The organism is Vibrio sp. R-1 (assembly GCF_035615595.1).
Taxonomy (GTDB): Bacteria; Pseudomonadota; Gammaproteobacteria; order Enterobacterales; family Vibrionaceae; genus Vibrio; species Vibrio cholerae.
This window is the reverse complement of sequence record NZ_WPDC01000001.1, coordinates 74964-87003: the sequence shown is the minus strand read 5'-3', so window position 1 is coordinate 87003 and position 12040 is coordinate 74964. Positions and strand designations below refer to the sequence as shown.

11 protein-coding genes are annotated in these 12040 nt (G+C 49.3%); 2 read left to right on the top strand and 9 right to left on the bottom strand.

The genetic code is table 11. The annotated features are described in order from the left end of the window. Positions 1 to 78: 78 nt before the first annotated feature. Genes bioD through bioB form a run of 4 tightly spaced genes read right to left on the bottom strand, consistent with a single transcriptional unit; the run spans position 79 to position 3761 of the window. A complete protein-coding gene (gene bioD, locus GOU96_RS00405) occupies positions 79 to 774 on the bottom strand; it encodes a dethiobiotin synthase (RefSeq protein ID WP_001243139.1) in 696 nt (231 codons plus the stop codon). Next, positions 771 to 1574: a malonyl-ACP O-methyltransferase BioC gene (gene bioC, locus GOU96_RS00400; protein ID WP_057552598.1), complete on the bottom strand. Its 804-nt coding sequence runs from the start codon at positions 1572 to 1574 to the stop codon at positions 771 to 773. Before bioC ends, bioD begins: the two co-directional genes overlap by 4 nt. Then, positions 1571 to 2725 (bottom strand): 8-amino-7-oxononanoate synthase, encoded by a 1155-nt coding sequence (bioF, locus tag GOU96_RS00395; protein WP_114774081.1) that lies wholly within the window; start codon positions 2723 to 2725, stop codon positions 1571 to 1573. The genes bioC and bioF overlap by 4 nt, the downstream gene beginning before the upstream one ends. Further along, positions 2709 to 3761 carry a biotin synthase BioB gene (bioB, locus tag GOU96_RS00390; RefSeq protein WP_000453785.1) on the bottom strand — a complete coding sequence of 351 codons (1053 nt, stop codon included), beginning with the start codon at positions 3759 to 3761 and terminating at the stop codon, positions 2709 to 2711. Before bioB ends, bioF begins: the two co-directional genes overlap by 17 nt. 132 nt (positions 3762 to 3893) lie before the next feature. Between bioB and bioA the strand changes: the two genes are divergently transcribed. Further along, on the top strand, positions 3894 to 5174 hold the full coding sequence (bioA, locus tag GOU96_RS00385) for an adenosylmethionine--8-amino-7-oxononanoate transaminase (RefSeq protein WP_267780644.1): 1281 nt from the start codon (positions 3894 to 3896) through the stop codon (positions 5172 to 5174). A 107-nt stretch (positions 5175 to 5281) separates the two neighbouring features. On the opposite strand, the gene serS is transcribed toward bioA, so the two are convergent. The 4 genes from serS to GOU96_RS00365 all read right to left on the bottom strand — a co-directional run bounded on the left by serS (position 5282) and on the right by GOU96_RS00365 (position 9379). Then, complete coding sequence (gene serS, locus GOU96_RS00380; RefSeq protein WP_267780646.1) at positions 5282 to 6589, bottom strand: serine--tRNA ligase; 1308 nt, start codon at positions 6587 to 6589, stop codon at positions 5282 to 5284. 103 nt (positions 6590 to 6692) lie between these two features. Next, entirely contained in the window at positions 6693 to 8042 is a 1350-nt protein-coding gene (locus GOU96_RS00375) for a replication-associated recombination protein A (protein WP_000073979.1), read from the bottom strand. 24 nt (positions 8043 to 8066) lie between these two features. Further along, positions 8067 to 8663: an outer membrane lipoprotein chaperone LolA gene (lolA, locus tag GOU96_RS00370; protein WP_001045827.1), complete on the bottom strand. Its 597-nt coding sequence runs from the start codon at positions 8661 to 8663 to the stop codon at positions 8067 to 8069. 95 nt (positions 8664 to 8758) lie between these two features. Further along, positions 8759 to 9379 (bottom strand): YecA family protein, encoded by a 621-nt coding sequence (locus tag GOU96_RS00365; RefSeq protein ID WP_032472894.1) that lies wholly within the window; start codon positions 9377 to 9379, stop codon positions 8759 to 8761. Positions 9380 to 9544: 165 nt separating this feature from the next. On the opposite strand from GOU96_RS00365, the gene dusC reads away from it, so the two are divergent. Further along, complete coding sequence (gene dusC / locus GOU96_RS00360) at positions 9545 to 10516, top strand: tRNA dihydrouridine(16) synthase DusC (protein WP_113610716.1); 972 nt, start codon at positions 9545 to 9547, stop codon at positions 10514 to 10516. A gap of 32 nt (positions 10517 to 10548) precedes the next feature. On the opposite strand, the gene GOU96_RS00355 is transcribed toward dusC, so the two are convergent. Then, the gene (locus GOU96_RS00355) at positions 10549 to 12018 is read right to left on the bottom strand and encodes a sensor domain-containing diguanylate cyclase (RefSeq protein WP_267780650.1); all 1470 of its coding nucleotides are present in this window, start codon (positions 12016 to 12018) and stop codon (positions 10549 to 10551) included. Positions 12019 to 12040: the final 22 nt, after the last annotated feature.

Here is a 12040-nt window from a genome sequence, read left to right as displayed (position 1 = left end):
TCGCACACTCAACTTTCCATACAATCTGAGACGAAAAAGGCTGCTCATGTTTGAGCAGCCTTTTGTTGTTTAGCGCCGTTATGCCACTGTGTCGGGTTCTAACAAGTGATCCAGTTGGATGAACTTGCCTAACTCTTGACGTTTAGCCTTAGGCATATAAGGGATCTCCCCTAATTTCGGTGTACCGAGCCGCCCTTCTAGATGCTCAATGATCTCCGCATAGTGTTCAGTTCCCGGGTTAATCCGGTTGGCAATCCAGCCGACCAGCTCTAACCCATCGGCACGAATCGCTTCTGCGGTCAAAATCGCATGGCTCAGACAACCGAGTTTAATTCCAACCACCAAGATGACCGGTAAACGCTCTTGTTTTACCCAAGTGGATAAACAATCGGAATCGGAAGTAGGCACTCGCCAACCTCCCGCACCTTCTACCACGACTAACTCTGCATTTTGCTTATGTTTCGAGAGCTTATTGCTTAGCAGCGCATAATCAATCGTAACATTTTCATGCTTAGCGGCGATGTGTGGTGAAGTGGGAAGTACTAAGGCATAAGGATTGACGTCCTCATACGGCATATCGACGGTCGCGGCTTTCATCAGATGCAATGCATCGGAATTGCGATAGCCAAACTCAGTTTTATCACTCCCCGCTGCGACTGGCTTATAGCCAATTGTGGCGATATTGTGTGTCGCGAGCGCCTGAAGAATCGCTTTCGAAGCGACTGTTTTCCCAACGTCGGTATCCGTCCCTGCGATAAAAATTGCATTTCTCATCGGTGAATAACCCCTAAACAAACCTGATATGTGGCAGGCACAAGACCCTGTTGGTTACGAAATGATTGGTAGGCCAACTCCACTTTTGCCAACGTTCGGCGGCTGATTAGCCCCGTTGAACGTCCACTGACATGATTGGCGCCGATCCCTTTTAGATCGCGCATCAGCATAAAGGCAGTTTCATACCAAACCGTAATTGCCGCTAAGTCTAAGTGATGTTGCGCACATCCGGCTTGCGCTAACGCAATTTTTACCTGATTGATGGAAATGAACTGATTGATATGACGATGATGATCAACGCTGCGCCACGCTTGCTCGAGTTCAAACAGCGATCCGTCTAACAAGGTGGAGAGGAAGGCTTGACCATGTGGTTTGAGTACACGGCGAATTTCGCTCAGCGGCAGCGACAGATCTTCACACCATTGTAATGCTAAGCTTGAAAATACCATGTCAAAACAAGCAGATGCAAAAGGCAGTTGCTCGGCATCCGCTAACTGGTAACTTATGCCTTCATCACCGCAGCGTTGCTTTGCTTGCTCAAGCATGGCGAGTGAGATATCGGCGCACACCACTTGCGCTCCCCGCTCGCGTAGCAGGGCTGAAAAATAACCGGTACCACAACCGAGATCCAATACTCGCAGCCCCTTCAGACAACTGGGCATTTTTTGCAGTAAACGTAATCCGACATCGCGCTGAAAAGCCGCGTGCTGATCATAGTGCGCTGCGGCTTTGCCAAAGGCTTGCGCAATCGCACTTTTATCTTTTAATTCAACACAAAGCTCCGTGGCTGTCATGCTCATGTGTCCTTCTCCATCACATGTTTTAACTGCTCCGATAACCGGCGTATCTGCGCTTGGGTATGTGCCGCCGTTATCGTGATACGTAAACGCGCACTGCCTACAGGCACGGTGGGTGGTCGAATGGCACTCACCCAAATCCCTTGTTGCTTGAGCTCGTGGGATGCGCTCAATGCGGAATCAGAGCTGCCTAACAACCAAGGTTTGATGGGCGTTTGTGTTGCCACAAAACCCGGAATATTGCGGCACTGCTCATCAAAACAGGCCATCAGCTCAGCCAGTTTTTCTCTGCGCCAAGACTGACTTTGGATCATCCGCGCAGCATGAGTCAGAGCATGCGCTTGTGCCGGAGGCATAGAGGTGGAATACACATGGTGGCGTGCAAATTGCGTCAGATAATCGCCGACTTGTGCATCACACAACACCGCCGCCCCAGCTAACCCAAAGGCTTTACCAAAAGTAACGACCAGAATCTCGGGATGAATCCCTGCCGCTTGACAGCTCCCCGCCCCATGCTCTCCAAGCACGCCAATGCCGTGCGCATCATCCACCATCAACCACGCGCGCTGTTTCACTACAGTTGCAATTTGCGCCAAGGGTGCGCAATCGCCATCCATACTAAACACCCCTTCCGTCACCACTAAGCTGTTGCTCTGCTCATGCAGTAATTGGCGAAGATGATCAGTATCATTGTGCTTAAAGCGTTTCATGGTGGCAGGACTTAACATACCCGCTTCCATCAAGGAGGCGTGATTGAGTTTGTCTTGCAACAGCAAGTCCTCTTTTTCGAGCAGAGTAAACAGCAGGGCTTGATTGGCACTAAAGCCAGAGCTGAACAAGACTGCTCGCTCGTAACCAAGCCAGTGACACAACTCATGCTCTAACTCGGCATGAACTGAGCTAAAACCAGTCACCATCGGCGAAGCGCCACTGCCAGCGCCAAAGCGCGCCAGACCTGTTTGCCAAGCCTGCACTAACTCAGCATCACTGGCTAAACCAAGGTAATCGTTACTTGAGAAGTTTAGGTAAGTACGATCTTGCTGAATCAGTTCGCCTTGTGCGCTTCGCTCTAAAAGCTGAAGACGGCGAGTCAGCCCTGAATGTTCACGTTCATTCAGAGCTTGCTCAATCCGCGACTTAAAGCGCAGCGTCATAAAATAAATCGCTGGCGGTTGGGCGCGCGGCTACCCGTTCAACGACTCTATCCAGCAACTCATTTTCCGTGATTTCATCGGGCTTTTGCGCCACTTGTTCGCGGTTAATTCCTAGCTTTTTAAACAGCAGCATATCGCTGTCTTCCGCTGGGTTGGGGGTGGTCAGCAGTTTGCAACCGTAGAAAATCGAATTGGCTCCTGCCATAAAGCACAGCGCCTGCATCTGCTCATTCATCTTCTCGCGTCCAGCTGAAAGGCGAACCGCAGATTTCGGCATCATAATGCGCGCTACCGCAATCAAACGCACAAAATCAAAGGGTTCCACATCATCGACTTGTTCCAGTGGTGTACCTTTGACTTTGACCAGCATGTTGATCGGAACACTTTCCGGATGAGTCGGCAAATTCGCGAGCTCAACCAATAACCCAGCGCGGTCATTGGTGCTTTCACCCATGCCGATAATGCCCCCCGAGCAGATCTTCATCCCGGCATCACGGACGTGCGACAAGGTATCTAGGCGATCTTGGTATGTGCGTGTGGTGATGATGTTGCCGTAAAATTCCGGAGAGGTATCAAGGTTGTGGTTGTAATAATCCAGCCCCGCTTGCGCCAATTGCTGCGCTTGATCTGGCGTCAACATACCCAGCGTCATGCAGGTTTCTAGCCCCATATCCTTGACGCCGCGGATCATCTCTTTGAGCAGCGGCATATCACGCTCTTTCGGATTCTTCCACGCCGCGCCCATACAAAAACGGGTCGAGCCTGAATTTTTGGCTTTTTGCGCCGCATCCAATACGCGCTCGACTTCCATCAAACGCTCTTTATCTACGTCCGTACGATAGTGAGCACTTTGCGGGCAATATTTGCAATCTTCTGGGCAGGCGCCAGTTTTGATCGACAGCAGCGTGCTGACCTGCACATGGTTGTGCGGATGATGAAGACGATGCACCTGCTGCGCTTCAAACAGCAGATCCATAAAAGGTTTATCCAGTAACGCTTTGACCTCAGCGACCGTCCAGTTATGACGAACTTCCACGTGTAATCCTTATTGGGGTTATTGGTTTTATGCTTGGCTAGTCTACTGACAGGCGTTAGACTGTCAACAACAAGAAAATCACAAGGTTTACATGTGATTATTAATTAATCTTTTATTAATTTTGGAATGATGATGGATTTAGCCTTCGACCGTTGCCATATCTGGCATCCCTACACTTCGACCTTGACACCTCTGACCTGTTATCCAGTAAGCCGAGCCGATGGGGTAATGATCACGCTTGAGGATGGGCGCAGCTTAGTCGACGGCATGTCCTCTTGGTGGGCAGCGATCCACGGTTACAATAACCCCAAACTCAATCAAGCGGCGCACCAGCAAATCGAGCAGATGTCACACATCATGTTTGGTGGGTTAACTCATCAACCGGCGATTGAGCTTTGCCAAAAGCTGCTCAAGCTCGCGCCCAACAATTTACAGCAAGTGTTTCTCGCCGATTCAGGTTCGGTTGCGGTGGAAGTGAGCCTGAAAATGGCGCTACAGTATTGGCACAGTAAAGGTCAGCCGAGAGCAAAGTTTCTCACCCTACGCCACGGCTACCACGGCGATACCTTCGCCGCGATGTCAGTGACCGATCCAGATAACTCCATGCACAGCCTGTACAAGGGTTTTCTGCCCGAGCATATTTTCGCTAATTCGCCAGAAGGTGGATTTTTTGATGCGTGGGATGAGCGTGATATTGCCGATTTTCGTCACAAATTGGCTGAACATCACCACCAGATTGCGGCCGTAATCCTTGAACCTATCGTGCAAGGGGCTGGTGGTATGCGTATCTATCATCCCGAGTTTTTACGCCAAGTTAGAGCTTTGTGTGACGAATTTGGTGTACTGCTGATTTTGGATGAGATTGCGACCGGCTTTGGCCGCACAGGCAAACTCTTTGCTTGTGAACATGCGGGAATTCAACCGGATATTCTCTGTGTGGGCAAGGCGCTGACTGGCGGATACATGACGCTATCCGCTACCCTCACTACCCAACAAGTGGCCGATACCGTGTGTGCGGGGGAAGCAGGCTGCTTTATGCATGGCCCAACTTTTATGGGCAATCCGCTGGCTTGCGCGGTGGCAAGCGCGAGTTTATCGCTGATTGAGCAAGGCGATTGGCAACAGCAAGTCGCGAATATTGAAGCATTTTTTGCCGAACATCTACCTAAACTCAATAATTTTCCACTGGTGAAACAGACTCGTTGGCTAGGCGCGATTGGTGTGGTGGAGACACATTTTCCGGTCAATATGGAAGTGATTCAGGCTCTCTTTGTGGAGCATGGGGTTTGGATCCGCCCCTTTGGTCGGTTGATTTACCTGATGCCACCCTATATTAGTCAACCTGAACATCTGCAAAAACTGGTGGATGCAATGGCAGCCGCGTTAAGCCAACCAAACTGCTTTAAGCAATAGACAATATGCTGCGCAACAAACGACAAGCATAAAAAAGCCGACATCACGTCGGCTTTTTTCATTCTTATGCGCTTTGAGCGCTAATTTCCCTTTAAAGGAAAACGGGATTAACCGATATGGGTTAAACCGCCCATGTACTTTTGTAGTACCGCAGGAATCGCAATGCGACCATCGGCTTCTTGGTAGTTTTCCAAAATCGCGACCATGGTACGACCCACCGCCAGACCAGAGCCGTTCAGCGTGTGCACCAACTCAGGCTTCTTCTCACCTTTACGGCGGAAACGCGCTTGCATACGACGCGCTTGGAAATCCCACATGTTTGAACAAGAAGAGATTTCACGGTACGTCTTCTGCGCTGGAACCCAAACTTCCAAGTCGTAAGTTTTGCAAGAGCCAAAGCCCATGTCGCCCGTACACAGAATCACTTTGCGGTAAGGCAGATCCAGCAGTTGCAGAACTTTTTCTGCATGGCCAGTCAGCTCTTCCAATGCCGCCATGGAATCTTCAGGGCGAGTGATTTGTACCAGTTCCACTTTATCAAACTGGTGCATACGGATCAGACCACGAGTATCACGACCGTAAGACCCTGCTTCAGAACGGAAACAAGGCGTGTGTGCGGTCATTTTCAGAGGCAGCTCAGCTTCATCCAAAATGGTGTCACGCACTAAGTTGGTCACTGGCACTTCTGCGGTTGGGATCAGTGATAGACGGCGTGGCTCTTCATCACTGGCTTTCTCAGTCAGAGGCTCAGTGTGGAATAGATCTTGACCGAATTTTGGTAATTGACCTGTACCGAACAGCGTTTCCGAGTTCACTAGGTAAGGTACATACAGCTCAGTGTAACCGTGTTGATCGGTGTGCAGATCCAACATGAACTGTGCGATAGCACGGTGCAAACGAGCAAATTGACCTTTCATCACCACAAAACGCGCACCCGTGATCTTGGTTGCGCTAGCGAAATCCAGACCGTCGCCCATTTCGCCCAAATCCACATGATCTTTTACTTCAAAATCATAAGTTTTTGGTGTTCCCCAACGAGAAACTTCTACGTTTTCGCTGTCGTCTTTACCGTTTGGCACTGCATCGTCTGGAATGTTAGGCACGGTTTGGGTGATCGCATCCAATTGCGCCATAACAGCATCCAGTTCAACTTTTTTCGCATCCAGATCGTCACCCAAGGTGCCGATTTGTTGCTTAACCGCTTCTGCGCCCGCTTTGTCGCCAGACGCCATCAGTTGACCGATTTGCTTGGAGATGGAGTTACGCGTGGATTGTAAATTCTCAACTTCTACTTGAATGGACTTACGTTGTTCTTCAAGAGTACGGATAGTCTCCACGTCGAGTTTAAAACCGCGACGTGCCAATTTTGCAGCTGTTTCGTCCAGCTCAGTACGAAGTAATTTAGAATCCAGCATTGCTAATCCTATGCTTTAAGAGTTGCGAGAAAGCGCGTGTGCTTCCTTTTTAGCCAAAGCCACGCGTATTGAAATTTACCTTGCCAAAGATAACCAAAAGGCACTACTTTTCATAGCGCTTTTGTGGGCTTTTTGCGTTCAAATCCGCCAGATACGCTAACTTTTCAGCAATCTTAGTTTCTAGCCCGCGTTGAGTAGGCTGATAGTAGCGAGTTCCACTCATTTCTGGTGGGAAATAGCACTCCCCTGCAGCATAAGCGCCCGGTTCATCATGGGCGTAACGGTATTCCTCGCCATAACCAAGATCTTTCATCAATCGTGTTGGGGCATTACGCAGATGCGGCGGCACTTCAAACTCAGGCAGATTATGCGCATCCGACAGCGCTTGTTTCCACGCGGTGTACACTGCATTGCTTTTCGGTGCGCAGGCGAGGTAGACAATCGCTTGAGCAATCGCGCGCTCGCCTTCTGCAGGCCCGACACGGGTAAAGCAATCCCACGCTGCGAGTGCCACTTGCATGCCCCGTGGGTCGGCATTACCAACATCTTCAGAGGCAATCGCGAGCAGACGGCGCGCGATATACAAAGGGTCACAGCCTGCGGAAATCATCCGCGCCGCCCAATACAGAGCCGCATCGGGATCGGAACCTCGAATCGACTTGTGTACAGCGGAAATCAGGTCATACCAAATATCGCCCTTGTTATCAAAGCGCGACACTTTTTCACCAGCGACTTCAGCCAATAAAGGCAGATCAATCTGCTTGCGTCCCTGATCATCTTCGCGAGCCATGTCGTACAGCAGCTCAAGATAATTGAGCGACATGCGCGCATCGCCACTGACCAGCTCTGCTAGGCGATCCAACACGTTATCAGCAAATACCGCCGCCACTTTGCCAAGCCCGCGTTCAGTATCGGCAATCGCTTGATGCAGAGCTTGCAGAATTTCTTGTTGATTGAGTGAGGTGAGCTTATAAACCCGCGCGCGGGAAAGCAGCGCGTTATTAAGCTCAAAAGAAGGGTTTTCCGTGGTTGCGCCAATAAAAGTGACCGTACCGTCTTCAATATGCGGCAAAAACGCATCTTGCTGCGATTTATTAAAGCGATGGACTTCGTCGACAAACAAAATGGTGCGACGACCACTGAGTTTGTTCTCACGCGCTTTTTCGATCGCGGCACGGATCTCTTTGACTCCGGACGTCACTGCCGATACACGTTCCACTTCCGCATTGGCGTAGTTGGCTGCCACTTCGGCTAAAGTGGTTTTTCCGGTGCCCGGAGGTCCCCAAAGAATCATCGAGTGAATATGCCCCGCTTCTAATGCACGGCGCAGCGGTTTTCCCGGCCCTAAGATGTGTTGCTGACCAATATACTGCTCCACGGTTTGTGGACGCATACGAGCAGCTAACGGACGAAAATCTTCGTCGCCGGAAAAATCTAAGCTGTAATTACTCACTCGACTCGCTTCCTTGGTGCTGATTTAGTTACGCTGATCGTCAACTTCCACGCCTTTCGGCACTTTGTAGTTAAATACGCTAGCGTTGGGTTTCTGCTGTTTCACCTTACTAAAGGTAAATTCGCTCTGTTGACCATCTTGCTCAATCACTTTAAAACCTTGCACCACCCCTTTCTCACTGATGGTGATTTGGAAACGGCCTTGGTTTGAATCCAGCGCAGTAGGCGTCAGAGTAAACACATCGCCCTTTTCTTCCACATGGTAGGCATCCCAATCGCTGGCTTTATTACGAGTCAGCAGCACAAAAGGCGTCTGCTCTAAAGCTTCTTCGGCGCGGTACAAGGTGACCTGTTCCACGAAAGGATCGAAATGCCATAAGGTTGTACCGTCAGAGACCAGTAAGTTTTCATCCGGCGTTTCGGTTTCCCAACGAAATAGGCTTGGACGAGCAATATCCACCTTGCCATTTCCGGTCAGGATCACTTTGCCCTCTGGGCTTAATACTTGCTGATTAAAGGTCGCGCTGAAGCCTTCACTCATGGCTAAACGCTCACTTAAGGTATCTTTAGGGGCGGCAATGGCCGAGAAACTACAAAATAACAGGGCTAACCATTTGTTCATGCTGACTCTGCTCCAAGCAATTTAGCGATGAGGAAGATAATAAAGCAAAAGCCTAAGCGTTTGCCTTCTCTAACGTGTCAGTGATGTGTAATAAACTATTGCCCACAACACTGTTTGAATTTTTTACCGCTGTCGCAAGGGCAAGCATCATTGCGGCCAATGCCTTTAAACGGATTCACACTTTGTGCTTTAGCGCCGAGCATGGCTTCATCCGCCGCGAGCGCGACTTCGTGCACCATTAAATTCAGTTGCTCGATCAAATCGGCGAGCGCAGGGACTTGTTCATAGCCCGCTTCGCGCATTTGCGCTTGGGTTTGCGCTTCATCAATCGCCAACATCAAGGTGGTCAATAATGCTTGCAACATACGAATCGAGCCATCTGCAAATGCGCCTTGCTGCCACATGGGTTCAACTTGCGGCCATAATTGCATAAAGCCTTCCGCAAAATCCGCCAAACCTTGCTCACGCGAGGGTGCATGCTCATTCAACAGCGTCAACAAATCGTACCCATTGCCTTTAAGTTGCTGGTATTGGAGATGAATTTGCTCGGTCACCGGTTGTAATAGCGCTTGATGTTGCTCGGCAAACAGCTCGGGTAGCCACTGCTCAGGGTCGAGCGGACGAGTCGCAAAATTAGCGGCGAGCACCACACCTTCAATAAACAGATCCGACTCAGGGCATTCAATCGCGCTGAGATCGATCAGGGAATAATTCATAGAAAACGCTTAATACAAGGAAAGTTGCGCCGCATTATATACTCAAAGCGAAAGAAGTGGCAGGCTGTCACACTGAACTTGAATCAGAAAGGATGGGTGACATTTATTGATGCTACTACTACAATCTCGCTCCCTTTTCTTCAGCGCTAGCCGGTATTCATCACTATGCGAGTTATTTTAGGCCCAATGGAGGGCGTGTTAGATCATTTGATGCGTGACATGCTCACGCAAATCAATGACTACGACTTCTGCGTCACCGAATTTGTGCGCGTAGTGAATCTGCTGCTGCCTGATCATGTGTTTTATCGCCTCTGCCCTGAATTGCAACAGGGTTCTAAAACCCCGTCCGGCGCTCCGGTCAAGGTGCAACTGCTTGGGCAAGACCCACACTGGATGGCCGAAAACGCGATTCGCGCGGCTGAACTTGGGGCTTATGGCATCGATCTGAATTTCGGTTGTCCTGCCAAAATGGTTAATCAAAGCAAAGGCGGCGCGGCTCTTTTGCAGCATCCCGAACTGATTTATCAAGTGGTCAAAGCGTGTCGTGATGCGGTACCAGCGCACATTCCTGTTTCGGCGAAAATCCGCTTAGGTTGGGAAGATCCGGAAGATTGTTTTGAGATTGTCGATGCCGTTGCGCAAGCCAAAGCCGATGAGCTCACTGTGCACGCGCGCACCAAAGCCGGAGGCTATAAGGCTAGCGAAATCAAATGGCATTACATTGATCAGATCCGCCAAAAATGCAGTATTCCATTGATTGCTAATGGTGAAGTGTGGAATTACGCCGATGGTCAAGCTTGCATCCAAACCACAGGTGTCGATTCACTCATGGTGTGCCGCGGCGCGCTCAACGTGCCCAATTTAGGCAATGTGGTCAAACACAATCACGCCGCCATGCCTTGGCATGAAGTGGTGGATTTGTTGCTGCGCTACACACAATTTGAAGTGCGTGGTGACAAAGGCAAATACTACCCAAACCGTATTAAGCAGTGGTTTGCTTATCTGCGCCACGCCTACCCTCAGGCTAATGAGCTGTTTGGTGAGTTACGTACTTTGACTCAAGTCGAGCCGATCGTTGATCAGTTACATCGCTATCGAGATCAACTCCATCATGCTGCGACCGAGCTACCTGTCTAATGAGTAAAACAACGGATCAGTAAATCAACTGATTAGTAAACCAACTGATTTTTGCCGCTGGTTTTCGCCACATACAACTTTTCATCAGCGGCTTTAAACAAATCTTCAAAACTGCGATCGGTTGTACTTTCAACCACCTCTATCCCACCGGAGATGGTAAAACCTGGCTCTAGTATCAAAGGAGAGTCGCGACAAACCGCATCAAAAATGCGCTGCATAATTCTCGTGATCTGCTCTTTTTCTTTTGCCGTGACATAAACCACAAACTCTTCGCCTCCAAAACGTGCCACGGCATCTGAGCTGCGAATATGGTTTTCAATCTGCTCACCAATGTAGCAGATCACTCTATCACCCATATCATGACCATAAGCATCATTGATCTGTTTGAAGTCATCGATATCCAACACGGCAATGGCTAAATATTGACTGTGGCGTTTGCCTTTCAGAAAGCTTTCCATACCACGGCGATTGAGTAAACCAGTCATCGGATCACGTGCGGCGAGCTGCGCATAATGCTGGCGATCCCAGCGCGTATTGAGATAGATAAATACGCCAGTGAGAAAGAGGTATACCAGAGCAACGACCAGTAAATTACCGCTCTTTTCAGTAAGAAAGTTGCTCAACTCGGATTGAATATCCAACTTATAAAATACCACTTGATGGTAGTCGGCATAATCACTGGTGAGCTTGTGTGGGCGGTAGGCGAAAGGTGGGATTGCCATCTCATCTAGATCAATAACTTCAAAGCGAGAAGCTAGATGAGGCATGCGGCTAAGCAGCTCACGTAAGCCAATATCCACCGCAACGATTCCCTGATAATCCGCGTCACGGTAAACGGGCAGAATCAGTGTTAATAACCACTCATGTTGCTCTCTGATCACCGAACGATAAGGCCCATCAACGGCAATCATATTGGGTGCAGCAATCGCATGGCTCCACAAAGGACTCTCGCTGATAAAGTCTTTAATTTGCTGATAGGTTACCTTTTCGCTGATGGTATCCGGCGATGAAATGATATAACCGCTGGTATCCACATAATGCACACCATAAATATATTCATCCATGTCATGCAAAAACGAGAGCATAGGAGCCATGGAGAGTTTGATTTGTAAACTGGGATCATGACTTGGTTTGGAATCGCATAACGAGGCATCCCCAATCAGCATATAACTTAGATCTAATTTGGGAACAGCAAAGCTGGAACTCAGCCCCTGAGCCAGAACTAACCCATCTATCGGTTTGATTTGGCAAACATTCGCAACCACACGGGCTGAGTGTTTAAACAGTATATTCTCTGCCGGGCGTTGATTATGCGTGAAAGTATAATCTAGCGCTGTCACCACTTTTTCGGCGCGCTCAAGCTGCTGTTGAATGTCGGCGTAGGCGTCGTCAATTTCTTGGTTAAGATCGTACAGATATTGCTGAAAGACCGATGCGGCCAGCACAAAAACGATAAACAATGGCGCACAGATAATCCAAGTTAAACTCATGCGCTGATTCATAATTGCCTGCTAACCTCTAGAA

Excerpts from the sequence above, each read along its gene's own strand:
- dusC (WP_113610716.1), top strand. The coding sequence starts at position 9,545 with ATGCGAGTTATTTTAGGCCCAATGGAGGGCGTGTTAGATCATTTGATG.
- GOU96_RS00355 (WP_267780650.1), bottom strand. The coding sequence starts at position 12,018 with ATGAATCAGCGCATGAGTTTAACTTGGATTATCTGTGCGCCATTGTTT.
- bioA (WP_267780644.1), top strand. The coding sequence starts at position 3,894 with ATGGATTTAGCCTTCGACCGTTGCCATATCTGGCATCCCTACACTTCG.
- bioF (WP_114774081.1), bottom strand. The coding sequence starts at position 2,725 with ATGACGCTGCGCTTTAAGTCGCGGATTGAGCAAGCTCTGAATGAACGT.
- bioD (WP_001243139.1), bottom strand. The coding sequence starts at position 774 with ATGAGAAATGCAATTTTTATCGCAGGGACGGATACCGACGTTGGGAAA.
- GOU96_RS00365 (WP_032472894.1), bottom strand. The coding sequence starts at position 9,379 with ATGAATTATTCCCTGATCGATCTCAGCGCGATTGAATGCCCTGAGTCG.
- serS (WP_267780646.1), bottom strand. The coding sequence starts at position 6,589 with ATGCTGGATTCTAAATTACTTCGTACTGAGCTGGACGAAACAGCTGCA.
- bioC (WP_057552598.1), bottom strand. The coding sequence starts at position 1,574 with ATGAGCATGACAGCCACGGAGCTTTGTGTTGAATTAAAAGATAAAAGT.
- lolA (WP_001045827.1), bottom strand. The coding sequence starts at position 8,663 with ATGAACAAATGGTTAGCCCTGTTATTTTGTAGTTTCTCGGCCATTGCC.